Below are 22,245 nucleotides of genomic sequence, written 5' to 3'. Positions count from 1 at the left end.
CATCGGCCGCTGCGCCGCGGCCAAGGAGTGGCCCGGTGGCCTCGGCCGAACTGGCCGGACTGGCCTCGTGGACGACCTGCCGGCCGTGTGAGGAGACGGCGCTGCCCGGCCGGGGGGTTGCGGCCGGGCAGCGGTGGTGTCAGACGGAGAACTCGACCGGCAGGCTGTCGAGCCGGGACTCCCAGGTGGAGGCGGTCGAGGAGAGCTCGTCCGACGACGCGGACAGGCGCAGGCCCGGCAGCCGGTGCAGCAGGACGTCCACACCGACCTCGATGATGGACTGGCCGATGTTCTGCCCCGGGCACTCGTGCGGTCCGGCGCTGAACGCCAGGTGCGACTGGTTGCCCTGCACGGCGACGGCCGCGTCGGGCCGTACCTCCGGGTCGAGGTTGCCGGCGGCCAGGCCCAGGACGAGCAGTTCTCCCTCCTGGATGTGATGGCCTCCGAGTTCCAGGTCGGCGGCCGCGAACCGGCCCGGCAGCACGGCCAGCGGCGGAGTGTCCCACATGACCTCCTCCACCACCGAGGAGATGTTCAGCTGCCCGCTGACCAGGCCGGACAGCCGGGCGGCGTCGGTGAGGACCAGTTGCAGGACCCGGGCCAGCAGGTTGCTGGTGGTGGTGTGCGCGGCGATCAGCACCAGGCGCAGGTGGCTGACGACCTCGTCGTGGTCGAGCCCGGCCGGGTGCTCCAGGAGAGCCGTGGCGAAGTCGGAGCCGGGCTCGGCCCGCTTGCGCTCGGCGAGTTCCGCGAGAATCTGCATGATCCGGTCGTTGTGCTCGAGGGCGCCCTCGCCGCCCTTGAAGACCTGGGCGCACGACTCGACCAGGCGTAGACCGTCCGCCGCGGGGAGGCCCAGGATCCGGGTGAGCACGAGCATCGGCAGGTGCTCGGCGTAGTCGGCCACCAGGTCGGCGCGCCCGGCGTCGGCGAACGCGTCGATCTGTTTGTTCGCGAAGTACGTGGCGTGTCGCCGCACACCGCGGCTGGACGCCGCGAGCAGCCCGTCGGTGACCGCGCCGCGCAACCGGCGGTGCGGTTCGCCGTCCTGGGAGACGCAGTCGGGCCGCCAGCCGACCATCGGGATCAACGGTGACGTCTCGGAAACACGTCCCTCCCGCCAGTCCCGCCAGATGCGCGCGTCCCGGCTGAACTGGCGCGGGTTGTCCAGCACTCGCCGGTTGTCGCGGTAGCCGAGGACCAGCCAGGCGGGGACGTCGCCCTCGAGCAGCACCGGCGCCACGGACCCGTGCTCCTTGCGCAGCCGCTCGTAGATGCCGTACGGGTCGGTCGATGCCTCCGGCCCGAACAGCCGGGTGAGGTCGGCCCCGTGTGCAACGGGGCACCCGCTCGGGGTGTCGGGATCGTTTAAGGGCTGGGCGTTCATCGGGACTCCATTGCGACGGCGGAGCGGTCCTTCAAATGCTGGATCAGCGCGACGAGCACGTCACGGCTGGCGGCCCGGTCGCGGGCGTCGCAGGCCACGACCGGGATGTGTTCGGGGATGTCCAGGGCGTCGCGGATCTCCTCGACCGGGTAGTGCTGGGAGTCGGGGAAGACGTTGAGCGCGACGACGAACGGTACGTCCTGCCGTTCCATCTCCTCTATCGCCCGGAAGCTGGAGGCGAGGCGTCGGGTGTCGACCAGGACCACCGCGCCGAGCGCACCCTTGAACAGGCCGTTCCACAGGAACCAGAAGCGCTCCTGGCCGGGGGTGCCGAACAGGTACAGCATCAGGCTGTCGTTGAGGCTGATCTTGCCGAAGTCCAGGCTGACGGTGGTCTCCGTCTTGTCGGCGACGCCGATGAGGTGGTCGACGTCGGCACTTGCCTGGGTGAGTGTCTCCTCGGTGGTCAACGGCTTGATGTCGCTGACCGAGCGGACCATGGTGGTCTTCCCGGTGCCGAAACCGCCGGCGATCATCACCTTCACCGAGCGGGTGCCACCGTCCGCCGGGCGGCCGGGGTGGTCAAAGCCGTTCAAGTCCACTGAGTACCTCCTCAAGGAGCGCGAGGTCGGGCCCGCGGCCGGCGCCGTGTGCCGGGATGGGGTCATGGGCTTCGACGCGACCTGCCTCCAGCAGATCCGCCAGCAGCACCGCGAGAATGTTGAAGGGCAGTCCGAGGTGGGCGCCGAGTTCGGCCACCGACAGCGGATCGCGGCAGCGCCGGAGGATGTCCTCGTGTTCGTGCTGCATGCTCGCTACGGGGGCGGTCAGGGCGACGATGAGGGTCGCCACGTCGAGACTCGACGCCGAACCGCCCGGTCCGCTGCGTCCCCCCGTGAGGACGTAGTAGCGCTCGAGACCGGACGGGTCCGTGGGCTGGCGGGGAGCACTCATCCAGAGTGCTCCTCCACTCGCGGAGTGGTTCCGAGGAGCTCACCCATCCTGCGAGCCATGTCCCTCATCTGGTGGCCGAGCAGGCCCTGGTCGAGGCCTTCCCGGGCGAGAACACCGAGATACGTCTCCACACCGGCGCGTACGACGAAGAGATGGCCGCCGTCGACCTCGATCATCGCCAGCCGCAGCTGCCCCGCGTACTTGGGGAACTGCTCGGCGACCGGCTGGGCCAGGGCCTGCAGTCCGGCCACCACGGCGGCGAACCGGTCCACGTCGTCGGGGTCTTCGGCGCCAAAGGAGGTGATGGCCTTGCCGTCGCTGGAGGCCACGAGGGCGAAACGGATCTCCGGGATGGATTCCACCAGATCGCGCAGCGCCCAGCTCACGTCGGTTCCCTGTTGCGTCATGTGGACTAGTCGCTCTCTTCAGTGCGGTGCTCGGTGGACTCGCGGCCGGCGGGCGCCGTGTCCTCCGTGGTGTACTCCTCGCCTGCCTCACGTCCGGCGGTGGCGAAGGCTGCCAGGCCGGTGAACGAGGCGTCCGGCGGGACGGCGGAGACGGCGGTCTCCTCGGTCCGCTCGACCGGCCGGTGCCGTGCCTCCTCCTCCCCCTCGTGCCGCTTGCTGCGGCGCCGGGGAAGTCCGCCCGGCGTGGTGTCCGCCCTCTCGGAGACCTCGGTCACCGGCTGGGCGGACGCCGCCGCACGCACCGGCGCGGCCGCGGCGGGCTGGGCCGCCGGAGTCGACGCGGCGGTCGCGGCACTGGTCGCGGCAGCCGCGGGCAGCGGGCTGAAGTACTTGTGCGGGACCACGACCACCACCGAAGTACCGAGCCAGGGCGAGTCCGCGAAGGTGACGCGGATGCCGTAGCGGCGGGCGAGGGCACCCACGACGCGCAGACCGATGTTGGCATCCTCGGAGATACCGCCGATGCCGGGTCCGGCCGCGGTGCCGATGAGAGCCTCCTGGGCCTCGCGCTTCTTCTCCTCGCTCAGGCCCTTGCCGGAGTCCTGGATCTCGATGCCGACGCCGTTGGGCACTTCCTTGCCCGAGACGAGCACGGGCTCGCTGGGCGGCGAGTAGCGGGCCGCGTTGTCCAGCAGCTGCGCGAAGATCAGCGTGAGGTGGTCCACCAGACCGCCGTCCACGCCGAGTTCGGGCAGATGGCGGACCTCGATGCGGTGGAAGTCCTTGATCCGGCCGATGCCGCCGCGCACCACGCTGAGCAGGCGCTGCGGCTCCTGCCACTGCCGGCCCGGCCGGTCCGAGCCGCCGAGCACACCGATGCTCGCGGCGAGCGAGTCGGCGGGGCCGAGCTCCTGGTCGAGTTCCATCAGGCCGCGGGCCACGGACGGCAGCCGCCCGTGCTCGCCCTGCATCTCGTGCAGCCGGCCACGGAGCTTGCTGGTCAGCACGTGGATACGGTTGCCGATGCTGATGACGGCCTGCTCGGCGGAGGTCGAGCGGTTGAACTCCTCCTCCACACCGATCAGGGCCGTGCGCAGCGCCTTGCGCAGTTCGGCCTGCAGGTCGGCGCTGACCTTGGCGCGCTGGTTGGCCGCGGGCAGCAGGTCGTCGATGGCGTCGCCTGCGCGCAGCTGCCGCAGCGCTTCGGGCAGCTGCTCGTTCGCGAGCCGGGCGACCGCGTCGTACTGGTGGGCGAGCTGCTCCCGCCAGACCTCGCCCTGGTCGGCGAGCTGGGCCTCGTACGACGTGGCCTGCTCGGCGAGGCGCGCCTCGAAGGCCCGTGTCTGTTCCGCGAGTTGGGCGTCGTACGACGAGGTCTGCTGAGCCAGCTGCGCCTCGTAGGCGCCGGACTGGTCGGCGAGCTGTGCCTCCAGCGAGCCGCGGTCGACGCTGAACTTCCGCTCCAGGCCCGCGACATGCTGCTGCCACTGCTGCGAGTGCTCGGCCTGCGTGGTGCGGAAGGCACCCTCGGTGCGGTTCAGCTGCGTGCGGGTGCGAATCAGCAGCCGTACGCACACGGCGCTGGCCGCGGTGGCGGCGATGCCCGCGACACCGGCGGCCATTCGCTCGGAGCTCATGAACGTTGCGGCAACCGTCCCGCCTCCTAAGGCCAGCGGCATCAACCACCAGCTGTACCAGGCGACAGGGGCCCGCGCCGCCGGCGGCGGGGTGGCGAGTTCCATCTGCATCCTTACGAGCAACACGATCGAACAGGGGGGCGTGCAAGGGGGAGCTGCACTGATGCATGCATACGCACCACGAGAGGACCGTCAACGGACACGTCAACTCGCAGCGCCGATGGGGAGCTTATCGGGTTTGAACCCGAAAGGATCAAACTCGGTCGCCCGCGGAGGTGAGGGTTCCATCACTGTCAGGCAGCAGCTCGCACATCGATAAATACCTTTGCCCACCTGGGGGGCATGGTCGCGGCCGCGATTGACTTCTTGGACAGGTGTCCATCTATAGTGGACACCTGTCCAAGAAATGGAGTCCGATGATGGAGACTGTTGCGAACGTGCTGGTCGGTCTCGTGGCCGCCCTGCACGCTTACATCCTGGTGCTGGAGATGTTCCTGTGGCAGAAGAAGCCCGGGCGGGCTCTGCACGGGTTCGACCGGGAGATGGCGCGGGCGACCGCACCGATGGCCGCCAACCAGGGGCTCTACAACGGCTTTCTCGCGGCCGGTCTGGTCTGGGGTCTGATCGCGGCGGACCCGACCGGATTCCGGGCGCAGGTGTTCTTCCTGAGCTGCGTCGTGATCGCGGGCGTCTACGGCACCGTGACGGCCAACCGCCGCATCCTGTTCGCGCAGGCGCTGCCCGGCGCTCTCGCCCTGGCCGCCGTCCTGATCGCGCGGTGAGCCGTCCCGCACCGGAGGACCCGCGGGCCGCACGCACCCGGGCGCGGCTGCGGGAGGCGCTGCTCGCGGAGTGCGCCGAACGGCCCCTCGCGGAGGTCGGCGTGGCCGCCCTGGTGCGCCGGGCCGGGGTCGGCCGGGCCACGTTCTACGTCCACTACGCCGACCTGGAGGCGCTGGCGGTCGACGCGTGCGCGGACGTCGTCCGCGAGGCCGTTCAGGCGTTGCACTCCTGGACGGGGCGGCCCGACCCGGTGCACGCGCCGCCCGCGCTCGCCGAGTTCTTCGGCTCGCTCGCCCCGCACGCCGGCCTGTACCGGGCGCTGCTGACCCCGGGCGGCGGCGGGCCCCTCGGCCGGGTGCTGCACCGGGACCTGCGCGCCTACAGCCTGCGCGAGCGCGAACGGGCGGGCGCGGCGGACGCACCCCTGGTCGCCTCGGCCGTGGCCGCGACCTTCGCCGGCGTCCTGGCCGACTGGCTGCACGGGCTCCTGGACGCCGACACCGCTCAGATCGCCGACGAGGTCTGGCAGTTGCTGGTGGCGTTGCACGCCAGTCGGTGACGGGTCACGCGCAGCCCGTGCCCTCCTTCACCAGCGGCCAGGCCTCCACGCCGTCGGACGTACGGACGTAGGCCTTCGCCGGATCGTCCGTCAGCCACAACTGCCGGTCGTGGAAGCGGTATCCGGTGTCGTGGGCGTCGGCCGGCATTCGGACGTCTCCGTCGTACGGCGAGGTGAGCATGCCGTCGGGGAGCACCCCGTCGGGATCGCGGGCGTACAGGCCCTGCTTCCGCTCTCCCAGTTCCAGGAAGTGCGCCTTCTCCCAGTCGCAGTGTTCCGGTCCGACCGAGCTGTTCACCTCGGTGATCGGCACCCGCTTGCCCTGCCGGTCCTTCCAGATCTCGTACCACTGCTTGTCCGTGTAGCTCTCCGGGAGTTCGGACGGATCGCAGGACGCGCTGGTCTCCGGGCCCCAACCGGGCCGGTTCTTCCGGTCCTTGGCCACGACGACGGCGACCTTGGTCCTGCCTCCCACGTCGAAGGAGTACAGGACACGGTCCGACTCGCTGCGCTCCGCGCGGTAGCCGTGACGGGGAACGTCGGGCTGCTCCATGTCGAAGTAGGCCTTGAGGCCTTCCTCCGGATTCGTCCCTCCGTCGCCCTCGCTCCACGGCTCGCCGCCGCCGCCCGAGTAGATCTCCCCGTCGCACTCCAGGGCCCGGCCCGCGGCCCCCGACTCGATCCTCGTGGCGCGGGCGCTGTCCTCGTCGAGGTTCTTCGTCGGCACGTGCAGCGGCCCGCTGTAGGGCACGGCCGGAGCCGTCCCGTCGACGACGAGGTCCTGACCCCTCTCACCTCCGCACGCCACCGCCGCCGCCGCGACCAGTACGGTCGTCACCGCAAGTCTTCCGCGCATCCCCGCCCCTGTTCGCCGCGCTCCGCCTACGGTCCTTCGACGCGGCAACGGCACGGAATGTTCGTTCGCGGCTAGGTGTATTGATCACGAGCGTTGTTAACGGTCGTGATCAATACACCTAGCGGGCCGCCGCCTGGAACGTACGCCGGTACGCCTGAGGCGAGACCCCGATCGCCGCGTGCAGGTGCTGGCGGAGCGAGGCGCCCGTGGCGAAGCCGACGTGACCGGCGATCTGGTCGACGGACAGGTCGCTGGACTCCAGCAGGTGCCGGGCGCGGGAGACACGCTGCTGGACGATCCAGCGGCCGGGGCTGAGGCCGACCTCGTCGTTGAAGCGGCGGGCGAAGGTGCGCAGGCTCATCCGGGCATGGCCGGCCAGCCCGGTCAGGGTGAGCGGTTCGTCCAGGTGCTCCAGAGCCCAGGCCCGGGTGGCCGCGGTGCTCGCGGCCCCGCTCTCGGGGACCGGCTGCTCGATGTACTGGGCCTGGCCGCCGTCCCGGAAGGGGGGCACCACGCAGCAGCGGGCCACGAAGTTGGCCAGTTCGCTGCCGTGGTCGGTGCGGACGATGTGCAGGCAGACGTCGACACCTGAGGCCGCGCCGGCCGAGGTGAGGACGCGGCCGTCGTGGACGAACAGGACGTCCGGATCAAGGTCGACGTTCGGGTACCTGCGCCGGAACAGGTCGACCACGTGCCAGTGCGTGGTGGCCTTGCGGCCGTCGAGGAGACCCGCCGCGGCGAGGACGAAGGCGGCGGTGCAGATGGAGACGATCCGTGCGTCCGGGCGGATCCGCGCGAGCGCGGCGGCCACCTCGGCCGGCAGTTCGGTGGGGATGTGCGAAGGCGTCACCGAGGCGACGACGACCGTGTCGGCCGTGGCCAGGATCTCAGGGCCGTGATCGACACCGATCGTGAAGTCCGCGCTGGTGCGCACCGGTTGACCGTCGACGGTGCAGGTCAGCACCTCGTACCGGCCGCCGGCCGCGCCGAAGATCCGGCTGGGGATGCCCAGCTCGAAGGGGTAGACACCGTCCAGGGCCAGCACGACGACCCGTTCCACCTGCCGCTCACACGTCATGGCACGATCCTATCGAAGCTTGGCAATCGTGCCATTTTCTTGTCGGGCGACCCCGGGCACGCTGGTTCACCATGAGCACTGTGAACACGATGCGAGCCATCAGCCAGGACACCCTCGGCGGTCCCGAGGTCCTGAAGGTCGTCGAGCTGGAGCGGCCCGAGCCGCGTACGAACGAGGTACTGGTCCGGGTCCGCGCCGCCGGCGTCAACCCGACCGACTGGAAGCACCGCGCGACGGGCGGTTTCCTGGGCGAGCCGCCCTTCGTCCTGGGCTGGGACGTCTCCGGCGTGGTCGAGGCGGTCGGTATCGGAGTCGTCCGATTCCGGCCCGGCGACGAGGTCTTCGGGATGCTGGCCTACCCGTACGGCCACGGCTCGCACGCCGAGTACGTCACCGCCCCGGCTCGCTGGTTCGCGCCCAAACCGGCCTCGCTCGACCACACGCAGGCGGGCGCGCTGCCGTTGGTCTCGCTGACCGCCTGGCAGGCCCTGGTCGAGTACGCGGACCTGCAGCCGGGGCAGCGGGTGCTGATCCACGCGGCGGCGGGCGGGGTCGGCCATGTGGCCGTGCAGATCGCCAAGGCCCGGGGCGCGTACGTGATCGGCACCGCCGGCGCGGGCAAGCACGGGTTTCTGCGCGACATCGGGGTGGACGAGGCGATCGACTACCGGGAGACGGACTTCACCGAGTCCGTGAAGGACGTCGATGTCGTCCTGGACGCGATCGGCGGCGAGACCTCCACGCGCTCGCTGCGCGTGCTGCGGCCGGGCGGAGTCGTCGTCTCGATCCTGCCGGTGGGCTCGGCCGACTTCCACGAGGAGGCCGAGCGGCTCGGGGTCCGCTCGCTGCGGATGCTCGTGGACGCCTCGCACAGCGGCCTGAAGGCGATCGCGGAGCTGGTGGAGGCGGGGAAGCTGCGCCCCGCGATCGCCGGCACCTTCCCGCTGGCCGATGCCGCCGAGGCGCATGCGCTCGGCGACACCGGCCGGACCATGGGGAAGCTGGTCCTGACGGTCGACTGACGGTCTGTCAGAACGTGAGCACGGGCTTGATCGCCTTGCCCGCGCCCATGTCCCGCACCGCCTGGTCGATGTCCGCGAACGGATAGGTACTGATCAGGCGGTGCAGCGGCAGCCGTCCTTCCTTGACCAGCTGGACCAGCGCCGGGATGAAGGTCTGGGTCTCGGCGTCGCCGAGTGTGAGGCCGACGACCTGCTTGCCGCCCAGCAACCCGTTGACGTCCAGGGCGACTTCGCTGCCGAAAGGCGGGGCGCCGACGACTACCAGGGTGCCGCGCGCGGCGAGCGCGTCGACGCCCTGGCGCAGCACGGCGACACTGCCGGTGGTTTCCACGACACCGTCGGCGCCCTGGCCGCCGGTGATCTCCGCGAGCGCCTCGGCGAGGTCGGTCTCGCCGACGTTGACGGTGTGGGTGGCACCCAACTCCTCGGCCAGCGACAGCCGTTCGCCGATCTTGTCGACGGCCACGATCCGCGTGGCCGGGGTCAGGGCGGCGGCCATCACCGCGGACAGGCCGACGGCGCCGGCGCCGAGGACGACGACGGTGCTGCCCGTGACCGGCTTCAGCACGTTCCAGACGGCGCCCACTCCGGTCTGTACTCCGCAGCCCAGCGGCGCGATGGACTCCAGCGGTACGTCGGCGTCGACCTTGACGAGGCTGCGCTCGTCCACCAACGCCCGCTCGGCGAAGGAGGACTGGCCGAAGAAGTGGCCGCCGATCGGGGTGCCGTCCCGGCTGATCGTGCTGGTGCCGTCGGCACGGACACCGCCGATGAGGTTCAGCGGCAACCAGGTCGCGCAGTACGCGGGGTGACCGCCGTGGCAGTTGCGGCACTCGCCGCAGGAGCTGAACGACAGCACGACGTGGTCACCGGGCCCGATGCCGGTGACAGCCGGGCCGACGGCCTCGACGACGCCGGCGCCTTCGTGGCCGAGCACGCCCGGCAGGGGGAAGGGCAGGCCGCCACTGGCGACTCCGAGGTCGGTGTGGCACAGACCGGTGGCCACCATGCGGACGACCGCCTCATGCGGTCCGGGCTCGTCGAGCTGGACCTCGGTGAGGGTGAAGGGCGCCCCGCCGGACTCGACGACCGCGGCACGGGTGGTGATGGACATCGTACGAACTCCCTGTGTTTTCAGGCGTGTTCAGCCGAGAAAGCCGAGCGCGAGCCAGTGCCGCGTCAGTCAAGGTTTGCCCGTCAGGGAGCGGCGTCCGGTGCGTGCTCTCGGCGTACTGGCCGGAAGTCCCTCGTACTGGACGTACTTGGGCTTTCGGCCGGTTCGAGGGCGGGGCGCGTGCCGGGCGTCGCGACGGGGCGAACCTTGGCTGACGCGGCGCTAGTCGAGCGAGACGACGACGGACTTGACCGTGCTGTACGCGGCCAGGGCCTCGGGCCCGTACTCGCGGCCGAAGCCGGAGTCCTTGACGCCGCCGAAGGGCACCGCGGGGTCGAGCATGGCCCAGTCGTTGATCCAGACGATGCCCGCCCGGAGGCGGTCGGCGATGCGGTGGGCGCGGGCGAGGTTCTGGGTCTGGATGCCCGAAGCGAGGCCGTACGGCGTGGAGTTGGCGAGGTCGACCGCCTCGTCCTCGCTGTCGAACGGCTGCACCGTGAGGACCGGGCCGAAGATCTCCTCCTGGACGACCCGGGAGTCATTGGACAGGTCGGCGATCACCGTGGGCTTGTAGTAGTAGCCGCCGTCGAGGTCGAGCCGCTCGCCGCCGCAGACGATGCGGCCGCCCTCCTTGCGGGCCAGGTCGACGTACTCCTCGACCTTCTTCAGGTGCTTCTCCCCCGCCATCGGTCCGACGACGGTCTCCGGCTGCCGGGGGTCGCCGACCGGGACGCCGGGCACGGCCTCGGCGAGGATGCCGAGCACGGTGTTGTGCACCTGGCGCGCCACCAGCAGGCGCGGGCCGCCCATGCAGAACTGGCCGGTGTTGAAGACGAAGGCCTTGATGATCGCGCCAACGGCCTTCCCCAGGTCGGCGTCCTCGAAGACGATGTGGGCGGCGTTGCCGCCGAGTTCCATGGTCACGGGCTTGAGGGCCTCGCCGGCGGTGGACGCCACGTGGCGGCCGACCGCGGTGGAACCGGTGAAGGCGACCTTGTCGATCCCCCGGTGGCGCAACAGCGCCTCGCCCGCCACCGGGCCGGTGCCGGTGACCACGTTGACGACGCCGTCCGGGACACCCGCCTCCTTGAACAGCCGGGCCATGTAGAGGGCGCTCAACGGCGTCTCGTCGGCCGGCTTGTGCACCACCGTGTTGCCGGCCGCGAGCGCGGGGCCGATCTTCGAACCGGCAAGAATCAGCGGGAAGTTGAAGGGTGTGATCGCGGCGACCACGCCGAGCGGCTCGCGCTTGGTGTAGGCGAGCGCGTTCATGGGTGTGTCGCGGATGGAACCGTCCAGGGAGTGGGCGAGGGCGGCGAAGTGCTCGTAGTCGTTGGCCGCGTTCGTGATGTCGACGGCGTGGCACAGCGAGATGGGCTTGCCGACGTCCAGGCTCTCCAGCCGGGCGAGTTCGTCGGCGTTCTCACGGATCAGCTCGGCGACGCGGTGCAGGATCCGGCCCCGCTCGCGCCCGCTCAGCCCGGACCAGGTGCCGTCGTCGAAGGCCTCCCGCGCGGCGCGCACGGCCGCGTCCACGTCGGCGGCGCCCGCCTCCGCGACGGTGGTGAGGACCGCGCCCCGGGAGGGGTCGACCACCTCGGTGCGCGCTCCGTCGGCGGCCTCGCGCCACTGCCCGCCGACAAACAGCCGTCCGGGTTCGATCTCGAAGGTGGTCATCACCACTCCTCAGCCTCATCGCCAAGATTTCAACAAACAGGATTCCTGTTGGTCCGCAGTTTCATTACAGACAGGTTTCCTGTCAATGCTCTAGACTGAACTCATGCTGCACTCCCAGGCTACGAAGACATCTCCGTCCCTGCTCTACATGGTCAAGCAGGTGGAGCTCGTGGTGCGCTCGCACCTGGACGAGCTGGTCAAGCCGTCCGGGATCACCGCGCTGCAGTACACCGCGCTCACCGTCCTGGAGCGGCACGACGGACTGTCGGCCGCGCAGCTGGCCCGCGACTCGTTCGTCACCGCCCAGTCCATCGCTGATCTCGTACGGTCCCTGGAGAACCGCGGGCTGGTGCGCCGGGAGCGCAATCCGCGCAATCGGCGAGAGCTGCTGATCCTGCTGACCGACGCCGGCCGGGAGCTGCTCGCGCGGCACGCGGCGCCGGTTCGGGAGCTGGAGGAGCGCATGGTCCGGGATCTCACGGCCCACCAGTCCGAGCAGTTCCGCCAGGCACTTTCCAAGGCCTGGCACGCCCTGTCGTAGACCCGCGACGCCCTTCAGGGGGCGGCTCCGCGCAAAAGCTGTGTCGCAATTCAAAGACATATGTCAATCGAACATGCTCAAATTCATTCCAACGAGGGTAACTTGCAGAGCGGAGAACTCAGTTGCGCTCACTCGGGACCTGGGGGCTCGTCGGCACTCGTACGCTCGCTGCACACTGTCACCCCGGCCCCCGGTGACCTGCAACCCCGCAGCGGACGGAGCAGGTTGGAGGCGATGTCGTGGTGCACCAGGAACCTGCGCCGTTCACCCGGCATCTCCGTGTCCACCAGGACCGGGGCCACACGGTGCTCGAACTCCGCGGCGAGATAGACATCGCCGCGGCCGTGGAGGTCGCCCCCTATCTGGACCGGGTGACGGCCCATCCCGATGCCCGCCTGGTGATCGACCTGACGCAGGTCGACTTCTTCGACTGCTCCGGGTTGCGGCTGCTCTACCGGGCGCGTACCCGCATGCTCGACCAGGACGGAGAGCTGCGGCTCGTGTGCACCCACCCGCTCACGCTGCGCATCATGCGGGTCACCGGCCTGGCCCGGCTGCTTCCCGCGCATCCGTCCCTGGACGCGGCCCTGGGCCAGCCGGAGGCCACCTCCGGGTCGTTATGACGGCCGTCCTCGTCACTGCGACCCCTCCTGTTGTCTATTCGCTTCGCGGCTCGTCGAACAGGGCGCTGACGGACTCGCCGTTGTGAATGCGGCGGACGGCCTCGGCGAGGGCGGGGGCGATGGACAGGATCCGCAGCTTCTCGGTGCGCTCCTCCTCCGGGACCGGCACGGTGTTGGTGCACACGATCTCCAGCACGTCGGGCTGCTCGCCGATCCGCTTCAGTGCCCCGGCCGCGAACAGACCGTGCGTACAGGCCACCCGGATCGACCGCGGCCCCAACTCCCTCAGGCGCTCCAGGAGTTCCAGGACGGTGCTGCCCTTGGCGATCTCGTCGTCCAGCACGATGACGTCCCGGCCTGCGACGTCGCCGATCACGGTGCTGATGGAGACCTGGTCGTCGGCGTACCGCTGCTTGGCGCCCGCGGCGACCTGGGCGCCGATCATCCGGGCGAAGGCCGCCGCCTCCTTGGCGTTGCCGAGGTCCGGCGAGACGACGGTGGTGCGGGTCAGGTCGTACTGCCGAAAGTGGGCGGCCAGCTCACGCAGGGCGTGCAGGTGGTCGACCGGTACCGAGAAGAATCCGTGCACCTGCGGCGAGTGCAGCGTCATGGTGAGGACGCGGCTCGCGCCGGCGGCGACCATCAGGTCCGCGACGAGCCGGCCGCCGAGGGAGATCCGGGGCGCGTCCTTCTTGTCGGAGCGGGCGTAGGAGTAGTGCGGCATCACCACGGCGATCCGGGCCGCCGAGGCGCCGCGGGCCGCGTCGCACATCAGCAGCAGCTCGACGAGATGCTCCTGCACCGGTTTGACCAGCGGCTGGATGAGGAAGACGTCCCGCTCGCGGCAGTTGGCCTGGAGCTGCACCTCCAGGCAGTCGTTGGCGAACCGGCTGACCCGGGTCGGACTGAGCGGCACGCCGAGGTGCGCACAGACTTCGGCCGCCAGGCCGGGGTGGGCACTGCCGCTGAACACGGAGATGTCTCGCACAATCCGCTCCTCGCATGATCATTCCGGGGGACGGGTTCATGCTACTGACCGGAAAAATCGGTAGCGGTGCGCCACCGGCCGCGCGCCATCGTGCCGGCGTACGAGTTCCGTCACCTCAGGAGGCTCCAAGCGCGGACTGCTCGGAATCGTCCGGCTCGGCAGCGTCGACGCGGCGACACCTGCACGGACGGCGACACTCGTGCGGACGACGGCGAGATCGAGCGTCACCGTGGCGTCGCCAGGTGGTCGCGGGTGCCAGGGGACCGTGAACTGCGGTCTCCCTGGGGCATGTTCACCATGACACCGGCAGCCTTCGCGGGCTTCGCGTCATCTGGCCCTCCCGCCACTCGATCGTCTCGGGCGTGAACCCGGCGCGCAGATGCGGGAAGCGGGACGCCAGGCGGTGCAGGGCCAGGCCCAGTTCCAGGCGGGCGAGCCAGGCGCCCAGGCAGTGATGAGGGCCTGCGCCGAAGATCACGCCGGGTGAGGCCGACGGTGTGAACAGATCGGGCGGGCCGGGCGGGAACACGTCGGGGTCGCGGCCGGCGGAGTTGGTCTGGACGGCGACCACGCTGCCCGCAGGGATCGTCACTCCCCCGACGTCCGTGTCCTCGACGGCCCGCCGGATGAGGCCGGGCAGCACGCGCCCCTCGCTCAAGGGGACGACACGCAACAGCTGCTCGACCGCGACGGCCGCCTTCTCCTCGTCCTCGGCGAGTCCGGGCCAGGCCTCCTGCCGGTCGGTGAGGAGGTAGACGACGATGTTGCCGAGCGCCGTCATGGTGGTCTCGTGGCCGGCCACGACCAGCCCGCACACCAGGCGCACCAGCTGTCGCTCGTCGATCCCGAGGCTGTCGCCCGCCGCCACCAGGCCGCTCACCAAGTCGTCGCCGGGAACCTTGCGCCGCTCGGCGACCAGGTCGGCGCCGAACGCCCCGAACTCCCCCATGGCGGCGGCGACCTCCTCTCGCGTGTGCGCGCCGCCCGAGAGCGCGTGGTCGGCCCAGTGCCGGATGCGTTCCCGGGCCGGCCGGTCGAGGCCCATCAACCGGCTGATCACCGACACGGGCAGCGGGCGCGTGAACCCCTCGATGATGTCGGCGGGTCGCTCCTGGGCGCCGAAGTCGTCCAGAAGTGTCTCCACCACTGAGGCCACCCAGGGCCGCCAGCGGGCGACCGCGCGAGGTGTGAAAGCCCGCTGCACGGTGCTGCGCAGCCGCTGGTGCGGCTCTCCGTCCAGGTTGACCATGCCGTCCGGGTCGTCCAGCAGGTTCGGTACGGCGAGCAGCGGCGGGGCGTCCGCGGAGTGCAGGGAACTCCTGTTGAAGCGGGGGTCCATGAGCACCTGCCGCACATCGGCGTACCGGGTCACGAGCCACACCGGGGTGCCGGTGGCGAGGGTGCCCCGCCGGGGCGGTCCGGGCTCGGGGAGGTCGAGGCGGTGCATGGGGCAGAGGGGCCGGGACGTGCTGTCTGTACTCATCCGGGACTCCAGGCGCGCCGGTACGGAGACTTCTCCACGCTAGTGCGCCCGCGCTGCTTCCGTCAGGGGCGCCAATCGGCCAACAAGACGGTCTGCCAAGGGCTTTGGGGGGCATTCGCAACAGTAGGAAGGAGGGCCGTCGCCATGACGACTCCCATCAGGCGCGTGTCCAGGCGCATGCCCGGCTGGGCGAAGGCGGTGAGCGCCGTCGTGCTGGTGCTCGTGGTGTTCTTCGCCGGGATCCGGCTCAGTGTGCTCCCTGGCCTCAAGGACCTGTTCGGCACCCAGACGCACGACCGCTCGGGACCCGCACTGCTCCAGTCCATCCAGGACATGAGCCGTTACGACGCAGCCTCCGGCAACTTCCAGGTCGTCGTCGACCTGGAAAAGGACACCAAGTTCCTGCCCGACGCGATTCGCGGCTCCCGCACGCTCTACATCGGTGCGGGCACCGTCGACGCCTACGTCGACCTGGGCAAGGTCGGCAAGGACGACGTGACGGTCAACCGCGACCGTACGTCCGCCACGCTCCGGCTGCCGCACGCGGCGCTCGGCAAGCCGGCCCTGGACCCCGACCACTCCTACGCCGTCTCCAAGCAGCGCGGTCTCCTGGACCGTCTCGGCGACCTGTTCTCGGACAACCCCAACAGCGAACAGGCCGTGCAGAAGCTCGCGATCAGGCGCATCGGTGACGCGGCCAAGGAGAGCGAGCTGACCAAGCGCGCGGAGACCAACACCACGGGCATGCTCGACGGTCTGCTGCGTTCGCTCGGCTTCAAGGAGGTGCATGTCAGCTATGCCGGCTGATCAGATGCCCGCGATCCCCGGCAGGGCCAGAGCTCCGAGCAGCGCGGCGCCCACCAGCACCCATGCCACGTAGTCCCCGACGTGCCCGGACTGCAGGCGCCGCAGCGGCAGCGCCCAGTCCGGGGCGGCGAACAGCTTCGGGCGGGTGACGGCGACGGCCGCGAGGCCCACGGCGAGCACGGTCGAGAGCAGGCCGAGCAGCACGCCCGCCGGGGTCCAGTGCGCGGAGGTGATCACGCCGCCGGACCCGGCCTCGTTCACCGCGTGCGCCACGACGCCGGCGAAGCCGGGGGCCACCCCCACGGCCAGCGCTCCGGCCAGCAGCACCGCGGGCACCGCGGTCATGGTGTCCGGGACGCGGCTGAGCCGCTGTCCGGTCTCGGGCGGCTCGCCGGAGCCGGTCGTCTCGTACTCGCCCCCGTCCCGGGGCCTTGGGCCGAGGCCGAGGAACACCCCTGCCGCGACCCGCAGCACCGCCGCGGCGGTCACCGCGCTCGCCGCGACATACAGCACGGTGAGAGGTCCTTTGACGGCCTCCTCCGTGACGGACTTGCCGAGGGCCGTGCCGAAGGGCGGCAGCCCCGCGAGGCCGAGCGCGCCGACGACGTACATCACGGCGACGGCGCGCAGCTCCCGGGCCCGTCCGTGCAGCGCGTGCTCGTCGACGCTGCCGTAGCGGTCGAGGAGGATGCCGGTGCAGGCGAACAGGGCGGCCTTCACACCGGCGTGGCCGAGGATGTACAGCGCGATCCCGTCGTCGGCCTCGGGTGTCAGGACGCCGATGCCGATGAGGAACAGCCCGGTGTGGGCGACCGTGGAGTACGCGAGCAGCCGTTTGATGTGCCGCTGGTACCAGCACATGACCGCGCCGATCACGGCTGTCAGCACGCCGAGCACCACGAGTACCCGCTCCAGGTCGTGGGCGGGCACCCCGCCCGGCCCGGAGAACACCGCCCCGTACACCCGCCAGACGCCGTACGCGCCCATCTCGACCATGAGGCCGGAGAGCAGCATGCACACGGGGGTGGGCGCGACGGCGTGCGCGTCCGGGAGCCAGAAGTGGAAGGGCACGGCGGCGGACTTGACCAGCAGGCCGGTCAGGACGAGGACGAACGCCGCGAGGGTCAGGGCGTCGGGCCCGCCGTGGGCGTCGAGCCCGCGGCCGATCTGCGTCATGGCCAGCTCGCCGGTGCGGGCGTACAGCAGCCCGATGCCCATCAGCATCGCGTAGGCGCCGAGCGAGGTGACGACCGCGAAGGTCAGCGCGCCCTGCACGGCCCTGGCCTCCTCCACACGGGTGCCGGTCAGGGCGTACGCGACGACGCTCATCAGCTCGAAGAACACGAACGCGTCGAAGAGGTCGCCCGCGATCGCGAATCCGCACATGCCGCCCTGGAAGAGCAGCATCAGCGCCGGGAAGGAGCCCGCGCGGCCGCGGGGTGGTTCGTCGAAGTAGTGCCAGGAGTACGCCAGTGCCGCCAGGGTCAGCACCGAGGCGAGCGCGGCCATGCCGAGCCCGGGCCCGTCGCCGACCAGGACGATGCCGACGCTCCGGCCGTTGACGGGCGTCCAGCCGCCTGCCCACTCGGTCATGGGCGGGGAGGAGTTGAGCAGCAGCACGATCGCGAGTCCCGCGGTGCCGCCCGAGACGGCGCAGGCCACGGACTCGGCGACCACCCGGGGCATGCGGCGGCCGCCGATGACCAGCAGGGCGGCCCCGAGGAGCGGGACGGCGACGAGGAGCGGCAGCAGGTCGTTCATCAGCCGCGCAGCTCGGAGAGTTCGTCGGGGTCGACGGTGCCGTGCCGCTTGGAGATCTGCACGACGAGCGCGAGCAGCAGGGCGGTGACGGTGGCGCCGACGACGACGTCGGTGAGGGTCAGCGCCTGCACGATCGGGTCGACGACCGGCCGCGAACCGGGCTTGATGTCGGAGAACACGGGTGCGGTGGCGCCGTCGCGGTAGCCGACGGCCAGCAGCAGGACATAGGTGCCGGCCTGGCAGACCGACAGACAGCCGACGGCGTGGATCAGGTTGCGGCTGGTGGCCAGGCCGTAGCAGCCGGCCAGGAAGACCCACACGGCCACCAGGTAGGGCAGCACGTCCATCACGGAGTTCACTTCCCGCTCTCCTCCTCGATCTCGACGGCCTGGTCCAGGAAGCCGGCGAGCAGCACGACGACCGCGCAGGCCACCTCCATGCCGATGGCCGCGTTCAGCAGGGGGACGGTGCCGCCGGAGGACAGCGTGTTGAACGTCCCGTACGGCAGCAGGGTGTTGGCGAGGAAGGCGGAGCCTCCGATCAGGCTCGCGAGGCCGGTGACGAGGTAGGCGGAGGTGGCGAGCGCGTCGCCGACCTCGTACGCGCCGACCGGCCGGATGCCTTCCAGGGCGCGGTAGTCGGCGCCCAGATAGAGCAGGTGCAGGGCGGTCGCGGCGACGACGCCGCCCTGGAAGCCGCCGCCGGGGCTGAGCTGCCCGTGCGCGACGACGTACAGGCCGGCGAGCAGGGCAACCGGCAGGACGGCGAGGGCGTAGCGGCGTACGGGCAGGGCGACTTCGGCGGGTTCGGGCCGGGCGCGGTGTTCGTTGCGGGTCTGGCGCAGCAGCGCCACGCAGCCGAGGACGGCGGCGAACAGGGTGGACATCTCGCCGAGGGTGTCGAAGGCGCGCTGGTCGAAGTTGACGGAGGAGATGGTGTTGGCGGTGTGCCGGGCGAGGGAGGCGCGGACGGCCCGGTCGCCGTACGGGTGCCGGTCGCCCCCGAAGGACGGCAGCTTGAGGCAGGTGGCGACGAGCAGGACGGCGAGACCTGCGGCTCCGGTCAGCAGGACGCACAGCCGGGCGCGCCGGCTCACCGCTCGCGTCCCTTGCTCCGGCCGCGCCGCCTGACCTTGCGGACGGTGAGCATGAGCAGCAGTGGCGTCAGCGCGGAGCCGACGGCCAGCTGGGACAGACCCACGTCGGGTGCCTGGAGCACGGTGAACAGCACGGCGAGGACGACGCCCAGGACGGCCAGGACAAGGGCCTGGCGGGTGGGGTCACGGGTCGCCACGGCCACGGTCGCGGAGGCGGCGACCAGCAGCAGCGCGACGACGATCACCGCGTCAGCCACGGCGGACCCCCCTCACTCCGCCGGACAGGGCGCGCGAGGCGACGAGGTTTCCGCTGATCAGCAACGCGCCGATCACCAGCAGCTTGGCCATGGCGCGGCCGGGGCCGGTGGCCACGCACAGCGCGATCACCGTCACCGCGCCGAGGCCTGCGACCGTCCAGGTCGGCCCCCAGGCGCGCGGCGGGTCCTCGGCCAGTTCGTCGGCGAGCAGCCGGGCGAAGACGAGTGTGCCGACGGGGCCGAGCAGGGCGAGGGCGAGGCCGAGATCGACGTAGGAGGGGCGGTGATAGCCCTGCGCGAGGAGCAGCATGCCCGGGGAGGCGAGGGCGGTGGACAGGTTCTGGGCCACGACCCGGCGCCGCAGCGGCCCGGTGGCCACGCCCCACAGGGCCGTTCCCAGGCCGCCGCCGAGGCCGACGGTCGCGGCGAGCGTCCAGCCGTTCACGCCCCGGTCACCGCCCGTCGCGCGGCCCGGGCCGCCACCGCGCCCACGCAGGCGGCGCCCGCGCCGACCGCGAGTTCGAGCGTGTCGACCGTGCTGATGAGGAACAGCCAAAGAACGGCGAGCGCGGCCCACCAGGCGAGCAGTTCGGCCGCGGCGCGGAGCGTCGTACGCGGGGTCATGCGTCACCTCCTCGGTTCGGCTCACGCACCGTCATGACGAGATGTCCGTTACGTCCTTGCGGGGCATCCAAACATCGCTGCGGGCGCCGCGGGTGGCGGCGCGCGCAGGTCTGAGCCCGGAGTGCCCCTACCGCAGGAAGGGAAACCGGACGGTGCCCGGACCCGGGCCGAAAGCGGACGGCATTCTCGGCCGCCGAGCGGGTAACCGCCTGACAACGCAGGGAAGTTGAAGACTGGAGGACCAGGTGTCCCGTGCAGCCCTGACCCCACGCTCGTTGCTGCGCCCGCGTACCGCCAAGGCGGAGAAGGCAGGTAGGACGGAGAAGGCAGGTAAGGCGGACAAGACAGGGAAAGCGATACTGGGCAAGGCTCGCAGGACGCGGTCGGGGAAGTCGGCGAAGTCGTCGCGCGGGGCGCGGCAGACCCCCCGCGAGCGGCATGCCCTGCCCCTGCCGCTGCGTCTGCTGGCGATGCTGTGTGCCTTCGGGGTCATGGTGGCGTTCGCCGTGGTGCTGGCCCGGCTGACCCTGGAGCCCTCCCCCGCGTCGGTCTCGCTGACACACACGAACCTGCACCCGGGACGCTCGCTCAAGGCCTATCTGGACCAACCGGCGCTACGGGACGCGGTGAAGCAGATCGGCGGCAACATCCTGTTGGGGGTGCCCTTCGGTGTCCTCGTCCCGGTGCTCGCGCCGCGGGCCCGCGGGCTGCTGCGCGTGCTCACACTGACCGCGGTGGTGATGCTTCTGGTGGAGTTCGCGCAGGGCGCGCTGATCACCGGGAGGGCCTTCGACATCGACGACGTCATCCTCAACACGACCGGTGCGCTGATCGGCTACGTCCTCCTGGGCCGGCGGATGGGACGGGCGGTGCACGCCCGGGAGCGGCTGCCGCGCGGGGCGGCCAAACGGACGAAGGGCGCGTAGCCGACCCCTTCGACTGGTCCGCACCAAAGTAGTGACGAGATCCTTGTCTCACCCCTTAAAGCAAGAGGCGACGCCTTCACCTCCCACCCCGGCCGCCGCACCCGTGCGCCGCACCCGTGCGCCGGCCGCCGTACGGAAGGAAGTGCCGTGGCCTCCCCGCGCCTGCTGCGCAGATGTTGCTCGGCCAACGGCACCCGGCTGCAGCTGTGGACCTGCATGGGCGGCGCCGACCAGATGTGGCCGGTCGGCCGAGCCGCACCCCTCTCAGTGCGGTCTCCAGGTGAACTTGTCCCCGCCCACCCAGCGCACCACGTCGGGATCGTCGAGGTCGTGGACCGTGATGCCGAACGCGGCGGCGGCCTCGAGGACGTCGGTGACGGACTTGGCCTCGCCGACCACCTCTCCGTCGATCTCCACGATCCGGAACGGCGGTGTGCTCGGGTGCACCCCGAGAACCATGATCCGCGGACGTGAGACACGCGGGCTCTCTATTTCGGTCATGGAATAGAGCGTAGGACGCTTTCCGGGCCCAAGGCTCGTCACCGCCCGATCGATCGGCACACCGTGCGGCCCGCCCGCGGCTGGGGAACCCTGGAGGTGGAGGTCACCATGGATCCCCTCGACGCACTGGACCGGATCGCCTTCCTGCTGGAGCGGTCGCTGGCGCCGACGTACCGCGTCCGCGCGTTCCGCACGGCGTCGCGCGTGCTGAAGCCGCTGCCCGGGGACGAGGTGCGCGAGCGGGCGGCCGACGGGTCGCTGGAATCGCTCAACGGCATCGGCCCGAAGACGGCGCAGGTGGTGCGGGAGGCGCTGGCCGGGCAGGTGCCGGGCTATCTGCAGAAGCTGGAGGGCGAGGCCGCGGCACCGCACGCCGGGGGCGGTGAAGGCCTGCGGGCGCTGTTGCGCGGGGACTGCCATCTGCACTCCGACTGGTCCGACGGGGGCAGTCCGATCGAGGAGATGGGCCGGACCGCGGCGGCACTCGGACACGAGTGGGCGGTGCTCACGGACCACTCGCCGCGGCTGACCGTCGCACGCGGCCTCTCGGCCGAGCGGCTGCGCGAGCAGCTCGACGTCGTGACGGAGCTGAACGCGGCCTGGGCGCCGTTCCGGCTGCTCACCGGCATCGAGTGCGACATCCTCGACGACGGCTCCCTCGACCAGGAGCCGGAGCTGCTGGAGCGGCTCGACGTCGTGGTGGTGTCCGTGCACTCCAAGCTGCGCATGGACGCCCGCTCGATGACCCGCCGCATGGTGGCCGCCGTACGCGATCCGCGCTCGGACGTCCTCGGGCACTGCACCGGGCGGCTGGTGACCGGGCGGGGGCGGCCCGAGTCGGAGTTCGACGCGGACGCGGTGTTCGCCGCGTGCGCCGAGACCGGCACGGCCCTGGAGGTCAACAGCCGCCCGGAGCGGCTCGACCCGCCGCGGCGGCTGCTGCGCCGGGCAGTGGACGCGGGGGTCCTGTTCTCGGTCGACACCGACGCGCACGCGCCCGGACAGCTGGACTGGCAGATCCTCGGCTGCGCCCGGGCGGAGGAGTGCGGGGTACCGGCCGAACGGGTGGTGAACACCTGGGCCCTGGACGACCTGCTGGCCTGGACCCGGCAGCGACGTACACCGGCGGGAGTGGCGCGTCCCTGACGTGGTACTCGTGCGGCC

At 71.2% G+C, this 22,245-nt stretch carries 26 protein-coding genes; 8 read left to right on the top strand and 18 right to left on the bottom strand.

What is annotated here, in order from left to right; genetic code table 11:
- Nucleotides 1–139 precede the first annotated feature (139 nt).
- From ACYUED_RS43950 to ACYUED_RS43930, 5 genes are read right to left on the bottom strand one after another with little or no spacing between them, the layout of a single operon-like run.
- Nucleotides 140–1,387: a cytochrome P450 gene (locus tag ACYUED_RS43950; protein ID WP_491289979.1), complete on the bottom strand. Its 1,248-nt coding sequence runs from the start codon at nt 1,385–1,387 to the stop codon at nt 140–142.
- The gene (locus ACYUED_RS43945) at nt 1,384–1,989 is read right to left on the bottom strand and encodes a GTP-binding protein (protein ID WP_491289978.1); all 606 of its coding nucleotides are present in this window, start codon (nt 1,987–1,989) and stop codon (nt 1,384–1,386) included. The genes ACYUED_RS43950 and ACYUED_RS43945 overlap by 4 nt, the downstream gene beginning before the upstream one ends.
- A complete protein-coding gene (locus tag ACYUED_RS43940) occupies nt 1,970–2,341 on the bottom strand; it encodes a DUF742 domain-containing protein (protein WP_491289977.1) in 372 nt (123 codons plus the stop codon). Before ACYUED_RS43940 ends, ACYUED_RS43945 begins: the two co-directional genes overlap by 20 nt.
- A complete protein-coding gene (locus tag ACYUED_RS43935; RefSeq protein ID WP_491289976.1) occupies nt 2,338–2,748 on the bottom strand; it encodes a roadblock/LC7 domain-containing protein in 411 nt (136 codons plus the stop codon). The genes ACYUED_RS43940 and ACYUED_RS43935 overlap by 4 nt, the downstream gene beginning before the upstream one ends.
- Before the next feature lie 5 nt (nt 2,749–2,753).
- Nucleotides 2,754–4,490: a sensor histidine kinase gene (locus ACYUED_RS43930; protein WP_491289975.1), complete on the bottom strand. Its 1,737-nt coding sequence runs from the start codon at nt 4,488–4,490 to the stop codon at nt 2,754–2,756.
- Between the two features lie 314 nt (nt 4,491–4,804).
- Between ACYUED_RS43930 and ACYUED_RS43925 the strand changes: the two genes are divergently transcribed.
- On the top strand, nt 4,805–5,167 hold the full coding sequence (locus tag ACYUED_RS43925; RefSeq protein WP_491294719.1) for a DUF1304 domain-containing protein: 363 nt from the start codon (nt 4,805–4,807) through the stop codon (nt 5,165–5,167).
- A complete protein-coding gene (locus ACYUED_RS43920) occupies nt 5,164–5,727 on the top strand; it encodes a TetR/AcrR family transcriptional regulator (RefSeq protein ID WP_491289974.1) in 564 nt (187 codons plus the stop codon). Before ACYUED_RS43925 ends, ACYUED_RS43920 begins: the two co-directional genes overlap by 4 nt.
- A gap of 4 nt (nt 5,728–5,731) precedes the next feature.
- Here the strand turns inward: ACYUED_RS43920 and ACYUED_RS43915 are convergent, their stop codons facing one another.
- Both ACYUED_RS43915 and ACYUED_RS43910 read right to left on the bottom strand, forming a co-directional pair.
- Nucleotides 5,732–6,583 (bottom strand): hypothetical protein, encoded by an 852-nt coding sequence (locus ACYUED_RS43915; RefSeq protein WP_491289973.1) that lies wholly within the window; start codon nt 6,581–6,583, stop codon nt 5,732–5,734.
- Between the two features lie 118 nt (nt 6,584–6,701).
- Complete coding sequence (locus ACYUED_RS43910; RefSeq protein ID WP_491289972.1) at nt 6,702–7,661, bottom strand: GlxA family transcriptional regulator; 960 nt, start codon at nt 7,659–7,661, stop codon at nt 6,702–6,704.
- Between the two features lie 71 nt (nt 7,662–7,732).
- On the opposite strand from ACYUED_RS43910, the gene ACYUED_RS43905 reads away from it, so the two are divergent.
- Nucleotides 7,733–8,683 (top strand): NADP-dependent oxidoreductase, encoded by a 951-nt coding sequence (locus ACYUED_RS43905; RefSeq protein ID WP_491289971.1) that lies wholly within the window; start codon nt 7,733–7,735, stop codon nt 8,681–8,683.
- A gap of 7 nt (nt 8,684–8,690) precedes the next feature.
- Here the strand turns inward: ACYUED_RS43905 and ACYUED_RS43900 are convergent, their stop codons facing one another.
- Entirely contained in the window at nt 8,691–9,797 is a 1,107-nt protein-coding gene (locus ACYUED_RS43900; protein WP_491289970.1) for an NAD(P)-dependent alcohol dehydrogenase, read from the bottom strand.
- A gap of 222 nt (nt 9,798–10,019) precedes the next feature.
- Complete coding sequence (locus ACYUED_RS43895) at nt 10,020–11,474, bottom strand: aldehyde dehydrogenase family protein (RefSeq protein WP_491289969.1); 1,455 nt, start codon at nt 11,472–11,474, stop codon at nt 10,020–10,022.
- 103 nt (nt 11,475–11,577) lie between these two features.
- Between ACYUED_RS43895 and ACYUED_RS43890 the strand changes: the two genes are divergently transcribed.
- Both ACYUED_RS43890 and ACYUED_RS43885 read left to right on the top strand, forming a co-directional pair.
- Nucleotides 11,578–12,015 (top strand): MarR family winged helix-turn-helix transcriptional regulator, encoded by a 438-nt coding sequence (locus ACYUED_RS43890; protein ID WP_491289968.1) that lies wholly within the window; start codon nt 11,578–11,580, stop codon nt 12,013–12,015.
- Between the two features lie 242 nt (nt 12,016–12,257).
- Nucleotides 12,258–12,638 carry an anti-sigma factor antagonist gene (locus ACYUED_RS43885; RefSeq protein WP_491294717.1) on the top strand — a complete coding sequence of 127 codons (381 nt, stop codon included), beginning with the start codon at nt 12,258–12,260 and terminating at the stop codon, nt 12,636–12,638.
- 34 nt (nt 12,639–12,672) lie between these two features.
- Here ACYUED_RS43885 and ACYUED_RS43880 read toward each other — a convergent pair whose 3' ends face one another.
- Entirely contained in the window at nt 12,673–13,626 is a 954-nt protein-coding gene (locus ACYUED_RS43880) for a ribose-phosphate diphosphokinase (RefSeq protein ID WP_491289967.1), read from the bottom strand.
- Between the two features lie 292 nt (nt 13,627–13,918).
- On the bottom strand, nt 13,919–15,109 hold the full coding sequence (locus ACYUED_RS43875) for a cytochrome P450 (protein ID WP_491289966.1): 1,191 nt from the start codon (nt 15,107–15,109) through the stop codon (nt 13,919–13,921).
- 144 nt (nt 15,110–15,253) lie between these two features.
- Between ACYUED_RS43875 and ACYUED_RS43870 the strand changes: the two genes are divergently transcribed.
- Nucleotides 15,254–15,916, top strand: a complete 663-nt coding sequence (locus ACYUED_RS43870; RefSeq protein WP_491289965.1) for a DUF4230 domain-containing protein — start codon at nt 15,254–15,256, stop codon at nt 15,914–15,916.
- Here ACYUED_RS43870 and ACYUED_RS43865 read toward each other — a convergent pair whose 3' ends face one another.
- From ACYUED_RS43865 to ACYUED_RS43840, 6 genes are read right to left on the bottom strand one after another with little or no spacing between them, the layout of a single operon-like run.
- On the bottom strand, nt 15,917–17,677 hold the full coding sequence (locus ACYUED_RS43865; protein ID WP_491289964.1) for a complex I subunit 5 family protein: 1,761 nt from the start codon (nt 17,675–17,677) through the stop codon (nt 15,917–15,919). It lies immediately after the preceding gene.
- Nucleotides 17,677–18,024 (bottom strand): sodium:proton antiporter, encoded by a 348-nt coding sequence (locus ACYUED_RS43860; RefSeq protein WP_266525771.1) that lies wholly within the window; start codon nt 18,022–18,024, stop codon nt 17,677–17,679. The genes ACYUED_RS43865 and ACYUED_RS43860 overlap by 1 nt, the downstream gene beginning before the upstream one ends.
- 8 nt (nt 18,025–18,032) lie before the next feature.
- Nucleotides 18,033–18,773, bottom strand: coding sequence for an MnhB domain-containing protein (locus ACYUED_RS43855; protein ID WP_491289963.1), 741 nt, complete (start codon nt 18,771–18,773; stop codon nt 18,033–18,035).
- On the bottom strand, nt 18,770–19,030 hold the full coding sequence (locus ACYUED_RS43850) for a Na(+)/H(+) antiporter subunit B (RefSeq protein ID WP_491289962.1): 261 nt from the start codon (nt 19,028–19,030) through the stop codon (nt 18,770–18,772). Before ACYUED_RS43850 ends, ACYUED_RS43855 begins: the two co-directional genes overlap by 4 nt.
- Nucleotides 19,023–19,475 (bottom strand): monovalent cation/H+ antiporter complex subunit F, encoded by a 453-nt coding sequence (locus ACYUED_RS43845; RefSeq protein WP_491289961.1) that lies wholly within the window; start codon nt 19,473–19,475, stop codon nt 19,023–19,025. Before ACYUED_RS43845 ends, ACYUED_RS43850 begins: the two co-directional genes overlap by 8 nt.
- Nucleotides 19,472–19,654 carry a hypothetical protein gene (locus ACYUED_RS43840; RefSeq protein ID WP_491289960.1) on the bottom strand — a complete coding sequence of 61 codons (183 nt, stop codon included), beginning with the start codon at nt 19,652–19,654 and terminating at the stop codon, nt 19,472–19,474. Before ACYUED_RS43840 ends, ACYUED_RS43845 begins: the two co-directional genes overlap by 4 nt.
- A gap of 443 nt (nt 19,655–20,097) precedes the next feature.
- Here ACYUED_RS43840 and ACYUED_RS43835 point away from each other — a divergent pair, with 443 nt between their 5' ends.
- Entirely contained in the window at nt 20,098–20,580 is a 483-nt protein-coding gene (locus tag ACYUED_RS43835; RefSeq protein ID WP_266802273.1) for a VanZ family protein, read from the top strand.
- Between the two features lie 264 nt (nt 20,581–20,844).
- On the opposite strand, the gene ACYUED_RS43830 is transcribed toward ACYUED_RS43835, so the two are convergent.
- Entirely contained in the window at nt 20,845–21,081 is a 237-nt protein-coding gene (locus tag ACYUED_RS43830; RefSeq protein ID WP_491289959.1) for a hypothetical protein, read from the bottom strand.
- 108 nt (nt 21,082–21,189) lie between these two features.
- Between ACYUED_RS43830 and ACYUED_RS43825 the strand changes: the two genes are divergently transcribed.
- Nucleotides 21,190–22,227 (top strand): PHP domain-containing protein, encoded by a 1,038-nt coding sequence (locus ACYUED_RS43825; RefSeq protein WP_491289958.1) that lies wholly within the window; start codon nt 21,190–21,192, stop codon nt 22,225–22,227.
- Nucleotides 22,228–22,245 lie beyond the last annotated feature (18 nt).

Source organism: Streptomyces sp. DF42 (genome assembly GCF_058267695.1).
This window is presented reverse-complemented; position numbering and strand designations above follow the sequence as displayed.